This is a genomic window from Asaia sp. SF2.1, from assembly GCF_000505765.1.
GTDB lineage: Bacteria > Pseudomonadota > Alphaproteobacteria > Acetobacterales > Acetobacteraceae > Asaia > Asaia bogorensis.
The window spans coordinates 183869-208245 of the sequence record NZ_AYXS01000001.1 but is presented as its reverse complement, the minus strand read 5'-3'; the positions used below and the strand labels follow the sequence as shown (position 1 = coordinate 208245).

Here is a 24377-nt window from a genome sequence, read left to right as displayed (position 1 = left end):
CCCTTCTATGCCGCTCTGCCGCGCCATACGCGCCTGTTCCCGCAGGGGGGCCTCATTATCCAGACGATAATGTCCCAGATCCCGGGGGATGCGGGGCTGGTAATGATCGGCAAAGCGCGGGACCCCGCGGGAGAGATTGGTCCACTCGGTGAAGCCTGTCCCCCACCAGCGGTCATTCTCGGCATTCGGATGGAATTGCGGAAGGTAGTAGGCAAGGACGCGCGCACGTCGGATGGCCGCGGCGGGCAGGGGATGATGGGTTTCGAAAAGCGGTCCCGCCTGGGTGCGCCGTCTGATCTCGCGGGCGGTCGTGGTTTCATGTTCGGGCAGGCAGGGAAACACCCCTGCCTCATGACGGTGCTCCAGCCAGTGGAGGAAGGGATTGGTTTCGGGCTGATGACGCAGATAGCGCATACGGTAGAAGCTCGGGTCGAACCCTTCGAACGGACGTCGTATCTCGCGATATCCCTGCACCATGTAATGCTCGACCGGGTCCATCCCTGACGCGGCAACATCGGGGTAGCTGCGCAGATAGAACGCCGTGTCGAATTCCGGCATCGCCCGCACATGGGGCGCCTGACGGTTTGCAAGATAATGCGCCAAAGCATTCGCGTTGGCGGGTACGAGGTTGGCCTGGCGATACCAGACCGGATCGAACCAGGCGACGGGACGGCGCCCCTCATATTCGCCTTTGGTCAGATAATGGATCAACGGGTCGTCGGTAACATCGCGGTTCGTTGCCAGATACCAGGCGGGATCGAAAAAGGCGTTCGGCTTGCGCCCCTCCCGCCAGCCTGAGGCGTGGTAGTGCTGCAAGGCGCCACTTCCGATATCGCGGAGATCCGGGTTGCGAGAAAGATAGAAGGCCGTGTCGAAAAGCCCGGAATGGCCAATGATCCTGAGGTTTGTCGGCATTTTTGCTTCTCCGGCGATTCGTTAAAAAAACATTAAACCAGCTTAGAGTGGCTGGCCAGAAATTCCCTGAATCGGTGAGAGAGCGTATGAACCTTCACGCGGGATAGTCTGCGGTCGGGACGCGCGCAGGAATTGCGACACAGCGTTTACGGTGGCATATTCCCCGGCCCGTACGATGAGTGGCCCGAATAGGGGGGCCGCTGCATTGGCACGGAATGTCATCACCACAAACCGTCAGCAACGTTGCACGGTCTTTCAATCGACCGCGCGCCGCACCTGGCGAGATACGAGGCCATGCAGTTTCATTCCGATCCGGCCATGCGCCCAACCAATGATCACGCGGCGAACGGAAACGCGAGTTCCGTCGCATCGAAGGGCAGTGTGGTAACGCCCAACGTCTCAGATGATCTGAATGACCGCGCCGCGATGAACGCAGAGGGCCCACGATCCCCCACCTCATTCAGCGTCACGCTCGATGAGGGGCTGACCCTGGAATGCGGGGCCCATGTCGCCCCACTTGATATCGCCTATTGCGCTTATGGAACGCTCTCGCCCCGGCGAGACAATGTCATTCTGGTGTGTCATGCGCTGACAGGCGACCAGTACGTAGCCGAAACGCACCCCGTTACCGGCAAGCCGGGGTGGTGGAGCCGTGCTGTCGGCCCTGGGCGTGCGATCGATACCGACCGGTTCTTCGTTATCTGCGTCAATGTTCTTGGGGGGTGTATGGGCTCGTCTGGCCCGCGCACTGTTCGAGACAATGGTGAACCCTGGGGCACCGATTTTCCGCCCATTACCATCAGGGATATGGTCTTCGCCCAGGCGAAGCTGCTGGATCATCTAGGGATAGAGCGCCTGTTCGCCGCTATTGGCGGGTCGATGGGTGGCATGCAGGTGCTGCAATGGGTGGCGAGTTTCCCCGAGCGTGTCGGTGCCGCAATGCCCATCGCGACGGCGCCCTTTCATTCCGCCCAGAACATCGCGTTCAACGAGGTGAGCCGCCAGGCGATCTGTGGAGATCCCGACTGGTGCGGTGGTCGCTATTGGGCGCACGGCACGATCCCGGCCAAGGGCCTCGCTGTGGCCCGTATGATGGCCCATATCACCTATCTGTCTGAAGAGGCACTGACCCAGAAGTTTGGTCGTCGCACGCGACGTGACGCCGTTCCTTCTCAGGAGCCTGCCACGTCAGGGAATTCGCTTTTTGGCGAAATTTTCGAGGTTGAGAGTTATCTGCGACATCAGGGATCGAGTTTCGTGCGTCGCTTCGATGCCAATTCCTATCTCACCATTACGCGTGCTCTGGATTATTTCGATCTGAGCGCAGATTACGATGGCGATCTGTCGGCGCCTTTCCGCCATTGCACGACGCGCTTTTGCATCATCTCCTTCACTTCCGACTGGCTGTTCCCAACATCGCAGTCGCGGCTCTTGGCACGTGCCCTGAACCGGGCGGGAGTGAACGTTTCGTTTGTCGAGATCGAGAGCGACAGGGGGCACGATGCGTTCCTTCTGGAGGAGCCGGATCTTGACCGTACCATGCGCGGCTTCATCAATGGCGCTGCGGAACAGGCTGGGCTTGTCGCCAGGGTGGAGGAGGCAAGCCATGCGTCTTGATCAGCAACTTATTGCCGAGATGATCGAGCCCGGAACGCGGGTTCTGGATGTTGGCAGTGGGGATGGTGCCCTGATCGATCATCTGTTCCGCACCCGCCAGTGCGATGCGCGCGGCATCGAAATCGACATGCGCGAGGTAACGCGTTCGGTCGCGCATGGCCTGCCCGTCATGCACGGTGATGCCGATCAGGATCTGATCCATTATTCCGACGACGCTTTCGATTATGTGGTGCTGCAACGCACGCTTCAGGCGGTCGAGAAGCCGCGCGAAGTGCTCCGCCAGATGCTGCGCATCGGGCGTCATGCGATCGTTTCCTTCCCCAATTTCGGCCATTGGCGCCTGCGCCTTCAGATCCTGCTCAGTGGGCGTATGCCCATGAACAAGGTGTGGCATACGCCCTGGTACGAGACACCCAATATCCATCCATGCACCATTCAGGACTTTCTCGAGCTGTGTGAGAGCGAGGGCTATGTGATCGATCGCTGGCTGGCCATTGATGAGGCTGGAGAGCGCGCTCCGTGGCGTCGGTCGATCCGCCTGGCCAATCTGTTTGGCGAGCAGGCGCTCTTTCTTTTGCGCAAGCGTTAAGCGGGCGCATCCGTCCCGAAGGTATATTACGAGTTTAGTCGAAATATCGCTTTACGTGAGCGTGAACCCTGTGTTTGCATGATGCGTTTCCTGAGCTCCACAACCCTGCCGGGGTTCTCAGGATAGCGGAGTTATTCATGACAGACATTCTGACTGCCATAGCCGAACGTCGAGCAACTAAGCGCTTCGAGCCGTATGTGACGATCCCCGAGCATGAATTGCGCGCCATTCTCGATGCAGGGCGTCATGCACCCACAGCATTCAATATCCAGCACTGGCGCTTTGTCGTTGTGTCGGACCCTGCGCTGCGCAAGGAAATCCGGGAAGTTTCATGGAACCAGCCGCAGGTGGAAGAGGCAAGCGCCCTTATCGTGCTCTGCGCCGATTTCAAGGCCTGGGAAAAAAACCCGGCGCGTTACTGGGCTGAAGCTCCCGAGAAGATGCAGGCGACCTATGAGGGCATGATCCAGAAATTCTATACCGGCAACGAGCAGATGCAGCGCGACGAGGGTATCCGGTCATGTGGCATGGCGGCGTATGCCCTGATGCTTGCCGCAGCGGCTCATGGCTATCAGAGCTGCCCCATGGATGGGTTCGACTTCAAGGCCGTTGGCGAGTTGATCAACCTGCCAAAGGATCATGAAGTCGTTATGTTTGTCGCTATTGGTAAGAAGGCAGGCGATTATCCTCCGCATGGCGGCCACCTGCCGCTGGAAGAGACGATCATTCATAATCGGTTCGCCTGAAGCACTGCCCGGCACTCACCATATGTGGAAAGAATGCCGGGCGTTTTATCGACCCGGATCGATCACGGTTTTGTAAGCAGTGTGGCTTGCAAGAATTAGAGCCTCTGCCTATATGGGCTCTCCCCGGTCCGGATTGATGCAGGTGGCCCGGCTGTCATGCCTGTGACAGCCGCATAGCAGCCTGTGATGTCGTTTCTGGATCTTCTCCTATCCTGACGACGTCCGGGCCAAGAGACGTCATCCTGTGAGCTTGCCCCCGTTGGCATCGCTCGTGCCCAAGGAGGCGTTTTCGACCATGACCAGTTTTGCCGATCTTCAGCTCGCCATGCCCATTCAGCGTGCCCTGAGCGAAGAGGGTTACACCAACCCAACGCCCATTCAGGCAGGCTCCATCCCGTACCTGTTGCAGGGGCGCGATCTTCTGGGGCTCGCCCAGACAGGCACCGGCAAGACGGCAGCCTTTGCGCTTCCCGCTCTCCATCGTCTTGCAACCCATCATCGCCCCCTGACACCCAAGGGTGCCCGCGTGCTCGTGCTTGCGCCGACCCGTGAGCTGGCAGCCCAGATTGACGACAGCTTCAAGGCCTATGCCCGTCATATGAAGCTTCGCCACGCTGTCATCTTTGGCGGTGTCGGCCAGGGGCGGCAGGTCGAGGCAATGCGACGTGGCGTCGATGTGCTGACTGCGGCACCCGGCCGCCTGCTCGATCTGATCGGTCAGGGTCATATCGATCTGCATGATCTCGAGATGCTGGTGCTCGACGAAGCCGATCGCATGCTCGATATGGGCTTCGTGCGCGACATCCGCCGCATCGTGGCACTGCTCCCCAAGGAGCGTCAGACGGTCCTGTTCTCCGCCACCATGCCCAAGGCCATCGAGGAGCTTGCGCATTCGCTTCTGCGTGACCCGGCCAAGGTAGAGGTGACCCCGCCATCTTCGACCGTCGACCGCATTCGTCAGGCCGTGATGTTCGTGAAGGCCGAGGACAAGCGCGCCGCAACACTGCTGCTGGTCAAGAATGAGAAGGTCCAGCGCGCTGTAGTCTTCACGCTTATGAAGCATGAAGCGAACAAGGTGGCCGACTTCCTCAACGCTGAGGGCATCCGCGCCGAGGCAATCCACGGCAACAAGTCGCAGGGCGCACGTGAGCGTGCGATGGCGGGTTTCCGTGATGGATCGGTCAAGGTCCTTGTCGCGACTGATATCGCAGCGCGCGGCATCGACGTCGACGACGTGAGCCATGTGTTCAACTACGATCTGCCCAATATCGCCGAGAGCTATGTCCATCGCATCGGGCGCACCGCACGTGCCGGGCGTGATGGATGGGCTGTGACCCTTTGCGATGCGGAGCAGCGCGCCTGGCTGCGTGACATCGAAAAGCTGATTGGCAAGGAAATCCCGGTGGTGAGCGATCACCCCTTCCATTCGCAGGAGGCGCAGGATTCCACAATGCGCCCGCCCGTACTGGGCGGCGGTGGGCGTGGCCGTAACCAGCCGCGTGGTGGAGGGCAGCGCGCAGGCAGTGGTGGTCGTCCGGGTGGTGGTCAGCGTCCGGGTGGCGGCAATGGCCGCCCCGGTGGCGCGCCGCGTCATGGCGGTGGGGGTAAGCCTTCGGGAAATCGTCCTCCGCGTTCGCGCTAATAAACTGCCAGCCCGGGACCTTCGATAGATCGAGGTCCTCTTGCAACCGCTTTCTCTCCGCTCCGTCACCTCGAGTGGCGGGGCGACATTGCCTGCACATAAGCATTCGCCCTGCTCGGCGCTGAATGGCCGAATACGACAGGCTGGCCCCTGAAGATGCAGTATGGACCCAAGCGGGCGGAGCATCCTCATCTGAATTCAGCGATCGAATATGACAGTGCCACGCGGCACGATTTGCCCGATTGCCCGGATTTTGGGTAACGAAGATGCATCAGTTTCAGATGATAAACCTGATCAATGTCACATATCCGTGTATGAATTGCGGGTGATGGGCAAGAAAACCCCGGATATACTTGAGTTTTCCGGAATCTGGATCAATCCAATCCCTGATTACCGCCATGTTATGTCAAAACCATTAGTTGATCACGCGGTTTAACACTCGGATGCTGGCAATAAGGCCAGGCAACCCGAGGTTCTTACGTGTCCCAAAGCAGAACAATCCTCACCCTCAACTCCGGTTCATCCAGCATCAAATTCGCCCTGTTCGACGAGGATAGTACGAGCGAAAGGCTTCTTTCTGGTCTGGTCGAGTATCAGGCTGGGGGTGCCGTTCTGACCACACGGACCCCGGACGGGGTCAGCAAGCGCATGGTGATCGAGGCGACCGGCAAACATGCGTCTGCGCATGGGGATATGATCCGGCACGTTCTGAGTTTCGTCGAGGCCCATGACAGTGGCAGCAAGATCGGCGCAGTCGGTCACCGTGTGGTTCATGGCGGCAGTTATTTCGAAGGGCCGACCGCGATCAATGGCGAGGTTCTCGGGCGGCTTGATGATCTGATTTCACTGGCACCGCTTCATCAGCCCCCGAGCATCGCTCCGATGCGCCTGCTGCTTGAGGAAAAGCCCGATCTTTTGCAGGTGGCCTGTTTCGACACCTCATTCCATCACACGATCCCGACCGTGCGCACACGCCTGCCGTTGCCTGCCACGCTGCTGGATCATGGTGCCCGTGTTTACGGGTTTCACGGCCTCTCCTACGACTATATCGCCAGTGAGCTCGAGGCGCGCTTCCCGGCTATCGCTTCCAAGCGCGTTCTTGTCGCCCATATCGGAAACGGCGCGAGCCTGTGTGCCCTGATGCATGGGCGCAGCATTGCCACGACCATGGGGCTCACCGTGCTGGATGGTCTTATGATGGGCACGCGCTGCGGAACGATTGACCCCGGCGCTATTCTGTATCTGCTGCAGCAGAAGAACCTGACGCCAGCCGAAGTGCAGGATACACTCTATTATCAGTCAGGCCTCAAAGGGGTTTCAGGGCTCTCCAGCGACATGCGGGTTCTGCGCGAGCACGAAGCCGACGAAAACGTTCAGCTTGCGCTGGAGATGTTCGTCGAGCGCTTCGTGCAGCAGGCCGGCGGTCTCATTGCCCAGATGGGCGGTGTGGATGCCATCGTCTTTACCGGGGGTATCGGACAGCACGACGCGATGTTCAGGCGCGCGGTCTGTCAAAGGCTGAAATGGCTCGATGTGCAGCTTTGCGAAGACGCCAATCTCGCCGGACGCCCCACGATAAGTCAGAGATCGGGCAGGGTGACGGTGCTCGTCATTCCTGCTGATGAAGAAACAACGATCTTCCGCCAAACAAGAAGAATAATGAAAGGAAAACAGTGATCATGACCGTACAAGGTCCGCTCTCTGCAAAACAGATCGCCCTGTTTGATCAGTGGTGGCAAGCTGCCAACTACCTCTCCGTCGCGCAGATCTATCTTCTGGATAATCCGCTGCTGCGTGATCCACTCAAGCTGGAGCATGTAAAGCCTCGCCTACTTGGGCATTTCGGAACCACGCCAGGCCTCACGCTGCTCTATCTGCACCTCAACCGCATCATCAAGGAGCGTCAGAAGAGCATTCTCTTCATTGCGGGCCCGGGTCATGGGGCGCCGGGTGTTGTTGCCGCAACCTATCTCGAAGGCACGTACAGCGAGTATTTCCCGGAAGTGTCGCAAGACATCGAGGGTGTTGGCCGCCTGGTCAAGCAGTTCTCGTTCCCGGGCGGTATTCCCAGCCATGTGGCTGCGACTACCCCTGGTTCGATTCACGAAGGCGGTGAGCTCGGCTATTCGCTCTCTCATGCCTATGGCGCCGTGCTGGACAATCCTGATCTGGTTGTAGCCTGCGTTGTCGGTGACGGAGAGGCCGAAACCGGCCCGCTCGCGACCTCGTGGCACAGCAACAAGTTCCTCGACCCGCGCAATGACGGCGCGGTTCTGCCGATCCTGCATCTCAACGGATACAAGATCGCCAACCCGACGGTGCTGGCTCGTATTCCCGAGGAGGAACTTCTGGCCCTGTTCCGCGGCTATGGTTATGATCCGGTGATCGTTGCCGGCGATGACCGTGACACCGTGCATCAGCTCATGGCAAAGGCCATGGACACCTGTTTCGACAAGATCGCCGAGATCCAGAAGCGCGCGCGCAGCGAAAACAACGCGGATCGCCCGACCTGGCCCATGATCATTATGCGCACGCCGAAGGGCTGGACTGGCCCCAAGGAAGTCGATGGCCAGCGTTGCGAGGGCTACTGGCGTTCCCATCAGGTTCCCCTGACCGATCTGGAAAAGCCAGGCCACCTGAAGATCCTCGAAGACTGGATGCGCAGCTACAAGCCCGAGACGCTGTTTGACGAGAATGGCCGCCTCCATGCCGAGATTGCCGCTCTGGCGCCGGAGGGTACCCTCCGCATGAGCGACAATCCTCATGGCAATGGTGGTCAGCTTCGTCGTCCGCTTCGTATGCCGGACATCGAGACCCACGCTCTTGCCGTGTCATCGCCCGGTGCCGTTCTTGCTGAAAGCACACGAATTCTCGGAGCATGGCTCCGTGATGTGATGCGCATGAACCTTGAGAGCCGTAATTTCCGCGTGCTGTCGCCGGATGAAAACAACTCTAACCGCCTCAACGACGTCCTCGAGGTAACCAATCGCGCGTGGACGGCCGAGACGTATTCCTATGATGACCATCTGGCACCGGATGGCCTCGTCATGGAAATTCTGAGCGAGCATACCATTCAGGGTTGGCTCGAAGGCTATCTGCTGACCGGGCGTCATGGCTTCTTCTCGTGCTACGAAGCCTTCGTCCATCTGGTTGACTCGATGGTCAATCAGCATGCAAAATGGATCAAGTCGGCGAAGGAAGTTCAGTGGCGCCGTCCGATCGCTTCGCTCAATTATCTGCTGACCTCGCATGTCTGGCGTCAGGATCATAACGGCTTCAGCCATCAGGATCCGGGGTTCATGGATCATGTGGTGAACAAGAAGGCCGATATCGCCCGCGTGTATCTGCCGCCTGATGCGAACACCCTGCTCTATGTGGCCAAGCACTGCCTTGAAAGCTGGGATCGTATCAACGTGATCGTGGCAGGCAAGCAGCCGGAACATCAGTGGCTTGATATCGATGCGGCCATCGCGCATTGCAGCCAGGGTATCGGCATCTGGCAGTGGGCCAGCAATGACAAGGGCTTCGAGCCGGATCTGGTCATTGCTTCTGCGGGTGACGTTCCCACGGTCGAGGCGCTTGCCGCTGTGCAACTGCTCCGCGAGCATACGCCTGACCTCAAGGTCCGTTTCGTGAACGTTGTCGATCTCATGACGCTGCAGTCGCCGAGCGAGCACCCGCACGGTTTGGACGATGTGACCTTCGATAATCTGTTCACCAAGGACAAGCCTGTGCTGTTCGCCTTCCATGGCTATCCGCAGCTCGTGCACCGTCTGATCTATCGTCGCAGCAATCGTGCCAACTTCCATGTGCACGGCTTCCGCGAGGAAGGCACCACCACCACGCCGTTCGACATGACCGTGCGTAACAACCTCGATCGCTATCACATCGTACTGAACGCCGTGCGTCGCGTTCCGGCCCTGTCGGGACATGCCGCCTATGTCACGCAGATGATCAACGACAAGCTTGTTGAACATAAGCGCTACATTGCCCAGTATGGTGAGGATATGCCCGAGATCCTCAACTGGAAGTGGCAGGGAAGCCGGGGCTGATGAAGCAAGCGGTTCAACTCGTCCTCGCTGACGTGGATGGGACACTGGTGACGAGGGACAAGATCCTGACACCCCGTGCCATCCGCGCCGTTCATGCCCTTCGGGAAAGGGGTATACGGTTTGCCGTGACAAGCGGGCGACCGCCTCGCGGCATGGCGATGCTGATTGAACCGCTTGCAATCGATATGCCGATTGCCGGTTTCAATGGTGGCGTTCTGGTCCATCCGGACTGGAGCGTCATCGAAACCAAACGCTTGAGTCATACCCAGGCGGAGCAGGTGCTCAAGATCATCACCGATCATGGGGCGGATCCTTGGGTCTATACGGGCCATGACTGGTTTGTTCATGACCACGATGCGCCCCATGTCTCGCGTGAAGAATGGACGGTGAAATTCGCACCCAGAGTAGATGATGTCTCCCGTCATCTGGACGACGTGGTCAAGATCACCGGTGTCAGCGACGATGCTGCGCTGATGCAGAAACTCGAGCGTGATTTGCAGGAGGTGCTGGGCCAGACAGCGTCAGCCGCTTGCTCACAGCCCTATTATGTTGATGTGACCAATCGGGAGGCCAACAAGGGCGGCGTGGTGACAACGCTTGAAGCGTTGTTCGACATTCCAGCCGCGTCGATGGTCACATTGGGAGACCAGCCCAACGATATGCTCATGTTTGCAAAGACAGGTATGTCGATTGCGATGGGGCAGGCGAATGACACGGTCAAGGCTGCGGCAACCCATGTCTCAACCTCGTGCGAGGAAGAGGGCTTTGCGATCGGGCTCGAACGTTACGTGCTGGGGGACGTTGCCAACTGATCAACTGTGATCAGGAGTTCGACGCGTGATTGATCTGTATTACTGGCCGACGCCCAATGGCCACAAGATAACGCTCTTTCTTGAAGAGGCTGGGCTGGATTACCGGATCATTCCGGTCAATATCAGCAAGGGTGATCAATTCGCGCCAGCATTTCTCAAGATCTCGCCTAATAACAAGATGCCAGCGATTGTCGACCACGCGCCTGCAGACGGCGGTGAACCGATCAGCGTGTTTGAGTCAGGTGAGATCCTGCTTTATCTGGCCGAGAAAACCGGATTGTTCCTCTCTTCCGCGCCACGTGAAAAGATCAAGACCCTTGAGTGGCTGTTCTGGCAGATGGGGGGCTTTGGGCCCATGCTGGGACAGAACCATCATTTCACGCTCTATGCCCCCGAGAAGATCGCTTATGCCATCAAGCGCTATCAGGACGAGACGAAGCGCCTCTATGCGGTGCTGGAGACACGCCTGAAAGAAAGCGCCTTCGTAAGCGGAGAGCAATACGGCATTGCCGATATGGCGACCTATCCGTGGACGCGCACCTGGAAAGAACAGGGGATCGATATCGGAGCCTTACCTGCGGTGAAAGCCTGGCGCGAGATCGTCGAGGCTCGACCGGCCACGCAGCGTGCCCTTGCGCGGGCCGATGAAGTGAAGTCCTGAGAGCTCAAACAGTGGGGCAGAATCATCGGGTTTGCCCCCACTCTTGTTCCAAAGAAAAACACCCAGCACCATTACGGTACCGGGTGTTATTTTGCACGAGACTGCAATAGGCAGGTCGCGGTCCGTTTCCCGTCAGATCACCAGACGGTAAAGCCACCATCGACACTGACGATCGAGCCGGTCATCAGGCTTGCAGCATCCGACGCCAGGAACTGGACAACCGAGGCCACTTCTTCAGGCTGTCCAACGCGGCCCATCGGGGTACCATCGACCCAGCGGTCATACAGCGCGGGCTTCTGCATACCAAAGCGGGTGAGGGTGGTTTCGATATAGGTGGGGGCAACGGCATTGGCACGGATGCCATGCGGGGCCCACTCAGCGGCCAGTGAGCGGATGTACTGATGCACCCCTGCCTTCGAAGCGTTGTAGGCAGCCTGCTCCTGCGGACGGTTGACGATAAGGCCGGACATCGACCCGATTGCAACAATCGCGCCTGATTTCTGCTTGATCATCACGCGTCCAACGGCCTGGCAGCAGCGGAATACGCCATTGAGATTGACATTGATCTGCTTGAGCCACTGATCTTCCGTCATGTCCTCGGCCTTGACCTCGGAGATGCACAGCCCGGCATTGGCCACCAGAATATCGAGGCGGCCATGACGCTGGACGATGGTGTCCACGGCCTGGGTGACACTGCTCTCGGAAGTGACATCCATCGCGACGCTGCAGGCTTTCATACCCTGATCGGTCAGGCTCTTGGCCGATTCAGCCGCCTTGGTCGCATCGAGGTCGGCAATGACCACATGGGCGCCAGCCTCGGCGAGCGCTGTGGCACAGCACAGACCGATGTTCTGCGCGCCGCCTGTGACGACTGCAACACGACCATCGAGGCGAAGTTTTTCCATATACATGGGGAGTGACTTTCTTGTTAACCGGCGAGACGGTGGCGCACGAGCTTCGTCAGCGCCATCCCTCTTGCGTCGAAGAGGTGACAATTTTCCGAGAGCAGGCGCAGACCGACCGTGGCATCGACTTCGCCACCGTGATCGCCATCTGTCTGCACGATGATCAGCGCGCCATCCGGAAGCGCGACGTGCAAAAGCGTGAGCGCGCCAAGCCGCTCGACCATGCGGATCACACCTGAGATCTCGCCGTGCGAGTCGAGCACGATATGTTCTGGTCGAACACCCAGCGTCATGGCTTCGGCAGAAGCAGACTCACCCGGTAGCACAGGCACCGTGATGGGCGTTCCGCGATCGAGGGCAACGGTCGTGCCTTCTTCACCGATACTGCGCACGGTCACGGGCAGGAAATTCATTGGCGGTGAGCCGATGAAGCGCGCAACGAACAGGTTGCGGGGGTGATGATAGAGCTCGAGCGGTGAGCCAACCTGCTCCACGACACCCTTTTGCAGGACCACGATTTTGTCAGCCATTGTCATGGCTTCAACCTGATCATGGGTGACGTAAATTGTCGTTGCTTTGAGGCGACGGTGCAGGGTGGCAAGCTCGACACGCATCTGGCCACGCAGGGCCGCATCGAGATTGGAAAGGGGCTCGTCGAACAGGAACACCTTGGGGTTGCGCACGATGGCACGGCCGATTGCGACGCGCTGCCTCTGGCCGCCTGAGAGCTGTCCTGGCTTGTGCTTGAGATAGGAATCGAGCTGCAGGGTTTTAGCCACGTCGGTGATTTTCTGACGACGTTCGGCTTCCGGCATGCCGGCCAGCTTCAGGCCGAATTCCATGTTCTGGTAGACATTCATATGCGGGTAGAGCGCATAGGACTGAAAGACCATCGCGAGGCCGCGCTTTGCGGGCTCGACATCATTGACGCGCTTGCCGTCAATCAGCAGGTCACCGCCCGAGATCTCTTCCAGTCCAGCGATCATACGCAGGAGGGTGGATTTTCCGCAGCCTGACGGGCCAACGAAAACCACAAATTCCTCATCATTGATCTCAAGGAAGACGCCCTTGATGATTTCTTCGGCGTGATAGGTCTTACGGATATCGCGCAGTTCAACTTTAGCCATTGTTCACTCCGAAAGAGCGTGTGGAGCCGAAAGGGAAGGTCATTTCAGAGAGGGTCATTTCACGGCGCCAAACGTAAGGCCACGTACGAGCTGCTTCTGGCTGAACCAGCCAAAGACAAGGATCGGCGCGACGGCAAGCGTGGAGGCGGCGGAGAGCTTGGCGAAAAACAGTCCCTCAGGCGACGAGAACGAGGCAATGAAGCTCGCCAGAGGGGCAGCGCGCGACGAGGTAAGGTTGAGCGACCAGAAGGCCTCGTTCCAGCACAGGATGAGAGAGAGCAGCGCGGTAGAGGCAATGCCGGGCAGGGCGAGCGGAAGCAGCACGACGCTGATCTCTTGCCAGCGATTGGCCCCGTCCATACGTCCGGCCTCGAGGATTGGCACCGGCACTTCCTTGAAGAAAGTGTAAAGCATCCAGACGATGATCGGCAGGTTGGTCAGCAGATTGATGATCGCGAGACCGATCACCGTGTCGAGCATGTGCGTCGAGCGCGCGATCAGATAGACTGGCACGAGCACGCCGACCGGCGGCAACATGCGCGTCGAGAGCATCCAGAGCAGGGTGCCACGTGTGCGTTTGGTGGGGAAAAACGCCATCGAATAGGCGGCTGGAACGCCAAGAAGCAGTGCGCCGCCAGTGGCGAGCACCGACATGAACACGGTGTTGAAGGTGAAGTGCCAGTAATTCTCCTGGGCAAAGACGTCGTGATAGCTTTGCAGCGTCGGCTTGAAGATCAGATGGGGCGGTGTCGAGATTGCATCCATCTCGCTCTTGAAGCCGGTAAGGACCATCCAGAGGATCGGGAAGAAGATCCATAGCGCGACGGCCCAGCCGACGACACCGAGCGCGATTTTGGGGAGGAGTTGCGTTTTCCGGGCCATGATCTCATGCCTCCAGATTGCGGGCGACCGCACGAACGAGGAATGCGGCGATGATGATTGCAATCACGCCACCGGCCGAGGCACCCCCGATATCGAATTGCAGCAGGGCGCGTGAATAGATCAGGAAGGCCAGATTGGTGGAGGCAACGCCCGGTCCACCTGAGGTCGTGACCGAAATTTCGGCGAACACGGTCAGAAGGTAGATGGTCTCGATCATGATTACGACCGTGATGGCGCGCCTCAGATGCGGCAGGATGATGTAGCGAAACCGGGCGATCGGCCCCGCGCCATCCATACGTGCCGCCTCTTTCTGCTCATGGTCGAGCGACTGGACCGCCGTAAGCAGGATAAGCACGGCAAAAGGCAGCCACTCCCAGGCAACAATCATCATGACTGTCTGCATGGGATAGTGGGCTAGCCAGTCGATGGGTTGGAGCCCGACGGCCCGCATCATGGCGCTGTAAACGCCATAGATCGGGTGCAGCATCAGGTTTTTCCACAGCAGTGCTGAGACTGTGGGCATGACGAAGAACGGAGAGATCACCAGCACACGCGCAATGCCGCGGCCGAAGAAATCCTGGTCATACAGCACGGCAAGCAGCACACCGCCGCCAACGCTGATGACAAGCACGCCAAGCACCAGCAGAACGGTGTTCAGCAGCGCATAGAGGAAATCCGGGTCAGTCAGCAGATAGACGTAATTGCTGAACCCGGCAAAACCCTTGAGGGTCGGATCGACCAGATTATAGTTCTGGAACGAATACCAGAGTGTCAGGACGAGGGGGATCAGAGACCAGATCAGCAGGATGATGACCGCAGGGGAGAGGAATACACCTGCTCCCGCTTTGCGCTTCACCCGCTCTGGTGTGGCGATGACAGCTTCCATAGGCAAGCTCCACGAGCGTAAGGCCGCTCGTCCTGGCTGTAAGGGAAAAGTTCAGCGTGTCTTGTAGGCAGTCCGGATGATGTCCCCCACGTGAGGTGGGGGCTTGAAGGTCTAGTGGGCGAGGGCTTCGGCCATCAGGGCACGATGGTGAAGCTGCTCGTCATGCATCGCCTGAAACACGGCGAATTTGGCGTTGTGATAACGTGACGTGCTGGTATCAGGCGCGACTTCCGCACCGACACGGGTCATCTGCGACATGGCCACGCGCATGTCGCTGTAAACCCCGCCTGCAACCGCGCCGAGGATGGCCGAGCCAAGGAGAACAGCATCGGGCTCGTTTGGCAGCATGATACGGCATCCCGTTGCATTGGCATGTTCACGCAGGAACACGGGGTTCTTGGTGCCGCCCCCTGTCGCGAAAATGGTGTCGATTGCGTAGCCCTTCGCATTGAGCGCACGGATGATATCGCGCGTGCCATAGGCCAGGCCCTGAATGGTCGCGAGATAGAGCATCACAAGGTCATCGAACCCGGCCGAGAGGCTGAGCCCGCTCACCATGCCGCGCAGGGTCGGGTCGGCATGGGGCGACCGGTTGCCGTGATAATCTGGCAGTACGTGGAATTCGGCTGTCAGCGAACCGGGCAGGGCGCCCTTTTCGAGTTCGGCCAAGCGCTCATTGAGCAGCTCGTAAACAGTACGACCTTCCGATTTGGCCTTTTCGGCCAGCTCAGGCCCATAGGCATGGTTGGAAATCACGAAATCGACGAGTGAACCTACGGCAGACTGACCGGCTTCGTTCAGCCACGTGCCAGGGATCATGGCTTCGGAATAAGGGCCCCAGATCCCATCCACATAACGTGCCTCTTTCGACACGGCCATGTGGCAGCTCGACGTTCCACTGATCAACGCAAGGCTGCGGTCGAGTGCGGCATCATCAACCGTTTCACCCGATGCGGAGCCGATCACCCCGATGCCACCGGCATGGGCGTCAATCGCGGATACACCGACAGGGATACCAGCTTCGAGCCCGAGTTCATGCGCGGCATCGGCACTCAGCCCGTTCCCGACGGTCTCGCCCAGTGAACGCACATCCTTGCCAATGCGCTGGTAGCCTTCATCAACCAGTTCGCCCAGACCGATTGCCTTGAAGTAGGATTTATCCCAGCCCTTGGAATGGGCGAGATAGGTCCATTTGCACACTGTCGAGCAGCAGCTGCGGGAGTCTGCGCCGGTTGCGCGCCATGTCAGGTAATCGGGAAGATCAAAGAAATAGCCGGCCTTTGCAAAGGTTTCCGGCATGTTGCGCTTGAGCCAGAGGAGTTTTGGCGTTTCCATCTCGGGGGAGATGGTGCCCCCGACATAACGCAGCACTTCATACTTGCCGGTGTTGATTTCCTCAGCTTCTTTCATCGCTCGGTGATCGGCCCAGAGGATGATGTCCTGCTCAGCGTCCCCCTTGGGATCGATGGAGAGGGGCTTACCCTCGCGATCAAGGACGACGAGCGAACAGGTGGCGTCAAACCCGATGCCGCGCACCACAGGATTTTTGCCCTCAAGCTCGCTCATCGCAGTACGGACGCTCTTGCAGATGGCACCCCAGATGTCCGTTGAGGATTGCTGGATGAAATCTGCCTCAGGCCGCCAGGTGCGGGTGGGGGTCACGCAGGAAGCGAGCTTCTCTCCGGTGAGGGAAAATACGCCGGCGCGTGCACTGCCTGTGCCGACATCGACGCCAATAACAACTTCCATGGGGACCCATCCAAACTCTTACGAATTCGTCATATTCCCACTCAGCTTCTGGGATGCAATTCACCAATGCGTGTGATCTGTCTCAATATGTATGAGATATCGCACAAAAAAACCCGGCACCTTGAGATGCCGGGTCGATAGCCTGTTATGTTTGCCAGAACGGATCAGAAATTGACCCCGGCCTGGACGAACACGTTACGGCCCATGAAGAGATTGCCGTACTGATAGACGTTGCTGTTCGTGGCACCATCAACGACGTAGGGGGGCTTCTTGTCGAACAGGTTGCGCACGCCTGTCTGGAAGTTCCAGCGGTTCAGCTGATAGGCAAGCGTGATGTCATGCGTGAAGATGCCCGGCGTCTTGTAACGGCCAACGGTGCCCTTCACGAGGTCCTCCGACTGGTTGTTCCAGACCATGCCGCCCGTATAGCTCATCATATAGATGAAGCTGAAATCGTCATGACGCCATGTTGCCGTTGCGTAGTCACGCACGCGGGGCTGACCTGTGCTGTTGTTGTACAGTAGGCGGCCATCATAATTGTACCACTGACCACCCGGCACATATTGCTGCTGATAGCTGATCAGCTGCTGGAAGTTGTTGCTCAGGTTCAGGCGGTCATGACGGGTGATACGGAAAGTGTAATCCAGATCGAAGTCGATACCGCTCGTGCGCAGGCCGCCCAGATTTTCGTACAGGGCAGAGGCCGTCTGAATCTGCTGCGTCTGCGCGTTACGGACGATATTGCCGCAATAGCCGGTGTTCGCACCCGTGTAGCACTGATCAAGCAGATACTGCGTACCAATCGCGCTGATCATGTTCTTGAGCGTGTAGTGCCAGTATTCAACCGACAGCGAGAGACCCGGTACCCAGTGCGGGGTCAGAACCGTACCGAAGGTGTAGGTACGACCCGTTTCCGGCTTGACCTGAGAGTTACCACCCTGAAGCGTGGGGACCTGAGCCGAGTTACGCATCTCGAAGCCCGGACCAATACCCTGACGGGCACAGGTGGCGGCAACGGTTGCCGAGGCGGCCCCGTAGGTGCCGACCTGCGAGCAGGGGTCGTATGCCGTTTCGTAGCTCAGCTGCTGGCCGCCGAAGAGCTCGAAGATATTCGGCTGACGATAGGACGTGCCGAGTGTGCCACGGAAGCGGATATCGCGGTTCGGTGCCCAGTTGATCGATACCTTCCAGTTCTTGGCCGCGCCGAAAGTGTTGTAGGACGAATAACGACCCTGGGCGTCGATCGTCAGATCCTTGGCGAGGAAGGCGTTTTTCAGCAAGTTTAGCTTGCCTTCGAGGTACCCTTCGGAAACGTTGAAGCCACCACCGGTATAGGCCTGCGTGTTAGTCAGCGTGATACCCTGAGCCACCAGCGGGTCAGGGCTGTCGCTCATCTGCTCACTGCGATGTTCCATGCCAAGGGCGATGCCAAGATCGCCCCCATTCTTCCAGGGCATGTTGACAACATGGTTGTTGTGCACACGGAAGTTGGTATCGCGGAACTGGTACTGGATGTTTTCGGCTGTTGTGTAGTTGGTATAGGCAGCGCCCTGCGGGGTCAGCTTGCCAAAAGGTGAGGAGAGCTCACAGCCTGCCGATGCCTGACAAACACTCGGGTCATAAACGAGGCTGGTGTCCGGGTTGCCGGGATCGGTTGCGCGCAAACCCCAGGTGTTGAGCAGATTGGCATAATTCCCAATGTTCAGACTGCGAACGTTCTCACGGTTAACACCATAGGTGTAGGATGCATCATACATCCACCCATGGGTGATCTCGCCCTTTGCACCGAACATGCCGGTCACAGTGTCTGAGGCGCGCTCGTAACGGCGGGAGCCCCACTCGCCCATACGGCGATAGACGGTTGTGTCCTCACCGAATGGGTTGCCGGGATAATCGCCGGGAACGACGACCGCGCCGGGAAGGGTGCTCGGCGGGATCGAGCCGGACATGGGCTCAGGCGCCATGAAGCTGTTTGTCGTGCGGTGGCTGTAAAGCACGTTTGCATAGACTGTCAGGTGCTTGTTCACATCGTAATGTGCATCACCCGAGAGTGAGGAATCCTGATAGTTGTTGGTCAGGCTGGAATCGCGGTTGAAGGGATAGCGATCTGCCTTTGTGAATGGCACAACCGCCTGGCCGCCATCGTGCGTGGTGTAGGTGCCGCCGCTATTTGGGTAGAATACACCGTTTGTGCTGTACGACGAGCCGTAGGTCGGCTGGCCTGAAACCGGGTTGGTCAACGCCACGGGGTTTGCCCAGGCACGGTTACGCTGCATCACGCCGGTTGAGGTTAGGTACTGACCGAATAGGGTGATGTTGCCCTTGCCGTGGTCGAAGTTCCAGCCCTTGAACGCTGAGAGCATACCCTCGGGCGCATCGCCATATTGCGAGATGCTGCCGCGCATCGTGATGTTGCCGGTGTTTACGTCGTGACGCATCTTGATGTTGATGACGCCCGACACGGCATCTGCGCCGTAGAGTTCTGACCCGCCATCACGCAGGATTTCCACGCCTGCAACCTGTTGCAGCGGGATCGAGTTCAGATCGACGCAGTTCGAGTTGCCATTGATGGTCGTACGCTTTCCGTCGATCAGGACCAGCACACGGTTGGTGCCAAGGTTGCGCAGATCGGTACAGGAGACGCCGCCACCGCCGTTGGTTACGGCATTCGTAGTCGCGCTGGAGCCGACCGATGGCAGGCGCGAGAAGAAGTCGGATAGGTTGTTAACGCCCGTCTGCGCAATTTGCTTGGCGGTGATGATCTGCACGGGATTGGCATTGCTGTTATTGGCCGTGCTCAGCGCCGATCCAACGACCGTGATACTCTCATTGCCAGCCGGGGCGGGGCCGGAAAGCGACGTCAGGCTGCTGCGACGTGCGCTCACTGGCGCTGCCGTCGTGACAGCCGCCGGGGTTGCTGTGATGCCCGTGCTGACCGGACGCGCAGACGGACGTACGGCGCGCTTTGTGCTGCTCTTGTGGCTTGCCTTGTGCTGGGCCGTGGTAGTGGGGGCGGCCTGAGCCGTGAAGCTTGCACCGGCGAGGATCGTTGCACCGAGCAGCATGGAGGCGCGGCAGATGCGTATGCGGGAAATGGCCATTGGTCACTTTCGCGAAAGGAATTGAGGGCGGAATAAGCTCCGAATTTGACCCCGCAGATGGCACATGGTGATCAAGAGTTTCAATCTCGTAACGTAGAGTCACTCGTCGCCATTGTGACATTTCCATTGCGATGTGTTCCCGATGCAACAGGCTGTTGCATGGATGTTGATAGGAAGTTTTAAAACTGACGCATGTTTGGGAATTTTATTACCAACCGGCACTTGACGCGCTGATCACGGAAACTTTACAAGGGCACAGCTCGCGAAAACGCGAGCACGAAACTGCTTCCAGCGAGCCGCCATGACCGTTCATCCCGTCGTTGCTTCCGTCACCGAGCGCATCATTGAGCGCTCCGCCGTGTCGCGGCGTCGCTATCTCGCCCTCATGGAGCGAAACCGTCAGAAGGGCATCTCGCGCCCGCGTCTTGCCTGCGGCAATCTGGCCCATGCTCTCGCGGCTTCGGGTGAGGACAAGGCGCGCCTCATGCGTGGGGGCGGGGTGAATCTGGGTGTCGTCACCAGCTATAACGACATGCTCTCGGCGCATCAGCCATACGCGCGCTATCCCGACCAGATGCGCCTTTTCGCTCGCGAAATGGGTGCGACGGTGCAGGTGGCTGGCGGCGTTCCAGCCATGTGTGACGGCGTGACGCAGGGGCAGGAGGGTATGGAACTCTCTCTGCTGTCGCGGGACAACATTGCCATGGGCACCGCCATTGCATTGAGCCACGGGATGTTCGAGGGCGTGGCGCTGCTGGGCATATGCGACAAGATCGTGCCAGGACTGCTCATGGGCGCGCTGCGCTTTGGCCATCTGCCCGCGCTGCTCGTTCCGGCAGGCCCCATGACGTCGGGGCTGCCGAACAAGGAAAAGCAGCGCGTGCGGCAGCTCTATGCCGAAGGAAAGGTGGATTCGAGCGCCCTGATGGAGGCCGAGGCTGCCTCCTATCACAGTGCCGGAACCTGCACCTTTTATGGCACGGCCAACACCAATCAGATGATGGTGGAGATGATGGGCCTAATGTTGCCCGACTCTGCTTTCTGGAACCCGAGCACCCGCATCCGTCAGGCGCTCAACCGCAAGGCTGTGCATCGCCTTGTCGAAATTTCACGACCCGGCGCGGATCACCGCCCGCTTGCCCGGATGGTGGATGAAAAGGCCATCGTGAATGCGGCTGTCGGGCTTCTGGCCACGGGTGGGTCCACCAATCATGCCATCCACCTGCCGGCCATTGCGCGTGCGGCAGGTATCTGCATCGATTGGAGCGATCTCGATGCGCTCTCCGGGGCCGTACCGCTGCTCACAAGGGCTTATCCTAACGGTTCGGCCGATGTGAACGCCATGCAGGAAGCCGGTGGGCTGCCAACGCTGATTGCAGCGCTGAGCGAAGCCGGGATGCTGCACCAGGATATCCTGACGGTCTCCAAGGGTGGCTACGCGGATTACGCCTGCCGTGCCCGGCTGGAAGGGGAGGCCCTGCTCTACAGTGCAGCGCGTGCGTCATCCGATCGCAGCGTACTGCGCGATACACGCGAGCCTTTCCGTCAGGATGGCGGGATGCGCCTGGTTCAGGGCAGTCTCGGCCGTGGCATTTACAAGACGAGTGCCGTCGATGATGACCGCCAGACCATCGAGGCACCGGCTGCAGTGTTTGATCGTCAGGAAGATGTCATCGCCGCTTTCAAGGCAGGCAAGCTTAACCGCGACGTCATTGTGGTGGTCCGTTTTCAGGGGCCGGATGCAAACGGCATGCCTGAGCTGCATCGCCTGACGCCCACTCTGGCAGTCCTGCAGGACAAGGGCTATCGCGTGGCGTTGTTCACGGACGGTCGCATGTCCGGCGCAAGCGGGAAGGTGCCAGCTGCGATCCATATCTGCCCTGAGGCACAATCCGGCGGGCCGATTGCCCGGATCGAGGATGGTGACATGCTGCGCATCTGTGCCCGTCGTGGGCAGATCGAAGCGCTGGTCGAGCCCGCCATCTGGCAGGCGCGTCAACCGGCCTTGCCGCCTCTGCCCGGACTGGGTACTGGACGCGAGCTGTTCACACTGATGCGCAGCCGGTCCGATACGGCAGAGAAAGGGGGCTCAGCCATGCTCGCCGCTCTCGAAGACACGATGGACCTGCATGCCACAGAACTCGACAAGGAATTCTTCGATGCTCGACACGACTCTGCTCGACTCGGTCATGACGCGTTGTCCGGTCATTCCGGTGCTGGTCATACCGGATCTGTCCCTAGCCCGGCCGATCGCGCAGGCGCTGGTCGCGGGCGGGTTGACCACGCTTGAGGTGACGCTGCGCACCGAATGCGCACTCGATGCCATCAGGGAAATGTCCAAGGTTGAGGGCGCTCATGTCGGGGCGGGCACTGTGCTGAATGGTGACGATCTGGCACGCGCTGTCGATGCGGGCTCGCAGTTCATCGTAAGCCCCGGTCTGACGCCAGAAGTCGCCGCTGCTGCACAGCGTCATGACGTGCCGCTTCTGCCGGGCGTGGCCAATGCGGGTGATATCATGCGTGGGCTCGACCTTGGACTGAGCCGATTCAAGTTCTTCCCTGCCATGGCCAATGGGGGCCTGCCCGCGCTCAAGGCGCTTGCCGCCGTGTTCGGCAAGGCTCGTTTCTGCCCCACGGGCGGGATCACGGAAGATAACGCCAGCGCCTGGCTCGCCGAAACCGCCGTTACATGTGTGGGCGGTTCCTGGCTTACGGCCGGTCCTTTCGATGCAGCCGCGATCGAGGCACGTGCTCGCAATGCTGCGAAGATGGCAGGCTGAGGCCAGCCGCGAGGAAAGAAAGACCTTCTGACAGATCTGCGACGATGGGCCGGGTTCGCGCGGCCCTAACGCCTGCTAAAACGTCAGGCAGAAGGCGGAAGTAAGGAGTGCGTATGTGATTACCGCGCTGCCTCACTGCCAGTCTTGTGCTGTGTTCAGCGCCCCATGCGTTACGAAAGACTGTTCCGCGGTTCCATGGTCTGGATTGGGGCATGTGTCTGATCCGCCAACCATAAATTATAACTTAGAATTTAAGATCGGGATCATTGCCAAGTCGAAGCCTTTCGACGGATAGACACAGACATGCCCTCCTCAGAATTTCGTCCGGATCCCCACGGCTCTCAGCCGCTTTCATGACAAAGCAGGGGCGATCCTATTTCGGATTGGCTGGTGTCATCGTGCTCGCGATGACAACCGAGCTCAACGAGCAGGTCTCGTCACAATCACTCCCTGATATCCTGGGCGGGCTGGGCATCAGCCACGACCCCGGAACCTGGTTCAACAGCCTTTATCTTTCGGCTGAGGTCATGGGGATGTCGCTCGCGCCCTGGATGGCGCTGACCTTCGGCGTCCGTCGCTTTGCCGTGGTTGTGGCGATGATTGCCAGCCTTTCGGCCGCCTGCATTCCGTTCAACCACAATCTGACCCTGCTCTATGGGTTGCGTCTTGTCGAGGGGCTGGCTGGCGGGTTTGCCGTACCGTTGCTGCTGCTGGTCGCCCTGCGCGTACTTGCCCCCCCTGTGCGGCTTTATGGCCTCGCGGCTTACTCTCTTACAGCCACGTTTTTTCCCAATCTCAGCACGGCGCTGGCGGGTCTGTGGACCGATCTTGTCGATTGGCGCTTTGTGTTCTGGCAAGCCGTGCCTTTTGGCAGTCTGGCAATTTCGCTCATATGGTATGGCATCGCGCCAGAGGAGCCGAATTACAAACGCTTCCGCAATTTCGACTGGAAGGGCGCGCTTCTTATATTGTTCGGCTTCGGGGCGCTCTCCACCATGCTGCAGCAGGGAGACCGGCTGGACTGGTTTAATTCACCCGCTATCTGCGTCATGGCCCTGGTGGCGGTGGTGTGCATACCCCTTTTGGTGATCAATGAATGGGAGCAGCATACGCCGCTGTTTCGTATCCAGCTGCTCGGTCGACGCAATTTCGCCTACGGGGCAACGACGTTGCTCATTTTCCTTGTGGTGTCTCTGGCTTCATCGACCCTGCCTGCGACATTCCTGCAGGAAGTGGCTGGCTACCGGCCTGAACAGATCTACCCTGTCACGCTGGAGATTGCCTGTATCCAGCTCGTCATGCTGCCTCTTATGGCTGTGGTGCTGAACAGTAAGGCGGTCGATAGCCGCGTGGTCAGCCTGCTGGGCATGTGCCTGATCTGCATGGCGTGTATTGGCGATAGCTTTCTGACGGTCGGATGGAACCGCAACGAGTTCTATCTGTGGCAGATTTTCATGGGCGCGGGTGAGGCGATGATTGTCATGCCACTGCTCATGATGTCCACCAACTCGCTCGTTCCCGCCGAGGGGCCGTTTGCCTCGGCGATGGTCAACACCCCGCGTGCCGTGTCGCAGGCTATCGGCGTCTGGATGCTCCAGCTTATCCATCGCTGGCGCGGTGGGCTGCATTCCAACCGCATTACGGACCGCATCGGGCTGGACCGCTACCGCACCTTTCAGGCAAATGCCATTCCGCTGCAGCGCCCGGCGCCTTTACTGCCTGACGGTACCCCGCGCAGCCCGGATGCGTTGCCCACCTTCAAATATCAGCTTGCCCATCAGACGACCGTTCTGGAACTGTCTGACGCCTATCTCATCATCGCCGGGATCACGGTTTTCCTCATGGCATGGGTCATTCTCCTGCCTCAGCGGACCTATCCCCCCCGCCTCATGTTCGTGAAGAAAAAATCCTGA

The 24377-nt window shown here is 59.1% G+C and carries 19 protein-coding genes; 12 read left to right on the top strand and 7 right to left on the bottom strand.

Annotated elements, in window-relative coordinates; all coding sequences use genetic code 11:
* The coding region (locus P792_RS37255; RefSeq protein WP_200863443.1) for a glycoside hydrolase family 99-like domain-containing protein at positions 1-915 on the bottom strand (915 nt) is incomplete at its 3' end.
* Between the two features lie 426 nt (positions 916-1341).
* On the opposite strand from P792_RS37255, the gene P792_RS21580 reads away from it, so the two are divergent.
* From P792_RS21580 to P792_RS21545, 9 genes are all read left to right on the top strand, one after another.
* Positions 1342-2532 carry a homoserine O-acetyltransferase gene (locus P792_RS21580; RefSeq protein WP_023977329.1) on the top strand — a complete coding sequence of 397 codons (1191 nt, stop codon included), beginning with the start codon at positions 1342-1344 and terminating at the stop codon, positions 2530-2532.
* Positions 2522-3121, top strand: coding sequence for a methionine biosynthesis protein MetW (gene metW, locus P792_RS21575; RefSeq protein WP_023977328.1), 600 nt, complete (start codon positions 2522-2524; stop codon positions 3119-3121). Before P792_RS21580 ends, metW begins: the two co-directional genes overlap by 11 nt.
* A 137-nt stretch (positions 3122-3258) precedes the next feature.
* A complete protein-coding gene (locus P792_RS21570) occupies positions 3259-3867 on the top strand; it encodes a nitroreductase family protein (RefSeq protein ID WP_023977327.1) in 609 nt (202 codons plus the stop codon).
* 295 nt (positions 3868-4162) lie between these two features.
* Positions 4163-5509 (top strand): DEAD/DEAH box helicase, encoded by a 1347-nt coding sequence (locus P792_RS21565; RefSeq protein ID WP_023977326.1) that lies wholly within the window; start codon positions 4163-4165, stop codon positions 5507-5509.
* Positions 5510-5720: 211 nt separating this feature from the next.
* The gene (locus tag P792_RS36875; RefSeq protein WP_152530103.1) at positions 5721-5945 is read left to right on the top strand and encodes a hypothetical protein; all 225 of its coding nucleotides are present in this window, start codon (positions 5721-5723) and stop codon (positions 5943-5945) included.
* A 44-nt stretch (positions 5946-5989) separates the two neighbouring features.
* A complete protein-coding gene (locus P792_RS21560; protein ID WP_031239880.1) occupies positions 5990-7186 on the top strand; it encodes an acetate/propionate family kinase in 1197 nt (398 codons plus the stop codon).
* A gap of 2 nt (positions 7187-7188) precedes the next feature.
* Positions 7189-9561, top strand: a complete 2373-nt coding sequence (locus tag P792_RS21555) for a phosphoketolase (RefSeq protein WP_023977324.1) — start codon at positions 7189-7191, stop codon at positions 9559-9561.
* Positions 9561-10373: a Cof-type HAD-IIB family hydrolase gene (locus P792_RS21550; RefSeq protein WP_023977323.1), complete on the top strand. Its 813-nt coding sequence runs from the start codon at positions 9561-9563 to the stop codon at positions 10371-10373. The genes P792_RS21555 and P792_RS21550 overlap by 1 nt, the downstream gene beginning before the upstream one ends.
* Positions 10374-10398: 25 nt before the next feature.
* Positions 10399-11034: a glutathione binding-like protein gene (locus tag P792_RS21545; RefSeq protein WP_023977322.1), complete on the top strand. Its 636-nt coding sequence runs from the start codon at positions 10399-10401 to the stop codon at positions 11032-11034.
* A 137-nt stretch (positions 11035-11171) separates the two neighbouring features.
* Here P792_RS21545 and P792_RS21540 read toward each other — a convergent pair whose 3' ends face one another.
* The 6 genes from P792_RS21540 to P792_RS21515 all read right to left on the bottom strand — a co-directional run bounded on the left by P792_RS21540 (position 11172) and on the right by P792_RS21515 (position 19684).
* Entirely contained in the window at positions 11172-11945 is a 774-nt protein-coding gene (locus P792_RS21540; protein WP_023977321.1) for an SDR family NAD(P)-dependent oxidoreductase, read from the bottom strand.
* A gap of 17 nt (positions 11946-11962) precedes the next feature.
* Positions 11963-13066, bottom strand: a complete 1104-nt coding sequence (locus tag P792_RS21535; protein ID WP_023977320.1) for an ABC transporter ATP-binding protein — start codon at positions 13064-13066, stop codon at positions 11963-11965.
* Between the two features lie 54 nt (positions 13067-13120).
* Positions 13121-13951, bottom strand: coding sequence for a carbohydrate ABC transporter permease (locus P792_RS21530; protein WP_205836002.1), 831 nt, complete (start codon positions 13949-13951; stop codon positions 13121-13123).
* A 1-nt stretch (position 13952) separates the two neighbouring features.
* The gene (locus P792_RS21525) at positions 13953-14834 is read right to left on the bottom strand and encodes a carbohydrate ABC transporter permease (RefSeq protein ID WP_023977318.1); all 882 of its coding nucleotides are present in this window, start codon (positions 14832-14834) and stop codon (positions 13953-13955) included.
* 111 nt (positions 14835-14945) lie between these two features.
* Entirely contained in the window at positions 14946-16583 is a 1638-nt protein-coding gene (locus P792_RS21520) for an FGGY-family carbohydrate kinase (protein WP_023977317.1), read from the bottom strand.
* Between the two features lie 164 nt (positions 16584-16747).
* A complete protein-coding gene (locus P792_RS21515) occupies positions 16748-19684 on the bottom strand; it encodes a TonB-dependent receptor domain-containing protein (RefSeq protein WP_023977316.1) in 2937 nt (978 codons plus the stop codon).
* A 301-nt stretch (positions 19685-19985) separates the two neighbouring features.
* Here P792_RS21515 and edd point away from each other — a divergent pair, with 301 nt between their 5' ends.
* The 3 genes from edd (at position 19986) to P792_RS21500 (ending at position 24377) form a co-directional block, all read left to right on the top strand.
* A complete protein-coding gene (edd, locus tag P792_RS21510; protein ID WP_023977315.1) occupies positions 19986-21974 on the top strand; it encodes a phosphogluconate dehydratase in 1989 nt (662 codons plus the stop codon).
* Positions 21874-22464 carry a bifunctional 4-hydroxy-2-oxoglutarate aldolase/2-dehydro-3-deoxy-phosphogluconate aldolase gene (eda, locus tag P792_RS21505; protein ID WP_235075376.1) on the top strand — a complete coding sequence of 197 codons (591 nt, stop codon included), beginning with the start codon at positions 21874-21876 and terminating at the stop codon, positions 22462-22464. The genes edd and eda overlap by 101 nt, the downstream gene beginning before the upstream one ends.
* Before the next feature lie 353 nt (positions 22465-22817).
* Complete coding sequence (locus P792_RS21500) at positions 22818-24377, top strand: MFS transporter (RefSeq protein WP_023977313.1); 1560 nt, start codon at positions 22818-22820, stop codon at positions 24375-24377.

Coding starts and splice junctions, on each gene's coding strand:
- P792_RS21580 (WP_023977329.1), top strand. CDS start 1,342: ATGAACGCAGAGGGCCCACGATCCCCCACCTCATTCAGCGTCACGCTC.
- metW (WP_023977328.1), top strand. CDS start 2,522: ATGCGTCTTGATCAGCAACTTATTGCCGAGATGATCGAGCCCGGAACG.
- P792_RS21570 (WP_023977327.1), top strand. CDS start 3,259: ATGACAGACATTCTGACTGCCATAGCCGAACGTCGAGCAACTAAGCGC.
- P792_RS21565 (WP_023977326.1), top strand. CDS start 4,163: ATGACCAGTTTTGCCGATCTTCAGCTCGCCATGCCCATTCAGCGTGCC.
- P792_RS36875 (WP_152530103.1), top strand. CDS start 5,721: ATGACAGTGCCACGCGGCACGATTTGCCCGATTGCCCGGATTTTGGGT.
- P792_RS21555 (WP_023977324.1), top strand. CDS start 7,189: ATGACCGTACAAGGTCCGCTCTCTGCAAAACAGATCGCCCTGTTTGAT.
- P792_RS21550 (WP_023977323.1), top strand. CDS start 9,561: ATGAAGCAAGCGGTTCAACTCGTCCTCGCTGACGTGGATGGGACACTG.
- P792_RS21540 (WP_023977321.1), bottom strand. CDS start 11,945: ATGTATATGGAAAAACTTCGCCTCGATGGTCGTGTTGCAGTCGTCACA.
- P792_RS21535 (WP_023977320.1), bottom strand. CDS start 13,066: ATGGCTAAAGTTGAACTGCGCGATATCCGTAAGACCTATCACGCCGAA.
- P792_RS21525 (WP_023977318.1), bottom strand. CDS start 14,834: ATGGAAGCTGTCATCGCCACACCAGAGCGGGTGAAGCGCAAAGCGGGA.
- P792_RS21520 (WP_023977317.1), bottom strand. CDS start 16,583: ATGGAAGTTGTTATTGGCGTCGATGTCGGCACAGGCAGTGCACGCGCC.
- P792_RS21515 (WP_023977316.1), bottom strand. CDS start 19,684: ATGGCCATTTCCCGCATACGCATCTGCCGCGCCTCCATGCTGCTCGGT.
- edd (WP_023977315.1), top strand. CDS start 19,986: ATGACCGTTCATCCCGTCGTTGCTTCCGTCACCGAGCGCATCATTGAG.
- eda (WP_235075376.1), top strand. CDS start 21,874: ATGACGCGTTGTCCGGTCATTCCGGTGCTGGTCATACCGGATCTGTCC.
- P792_RS21500 (WP_023977313.1), top strand. CDS start 22,818: ATGACAAAGCAGGGGCGATCCTATTTCGGATTGGCTGGTGTCATCGTG.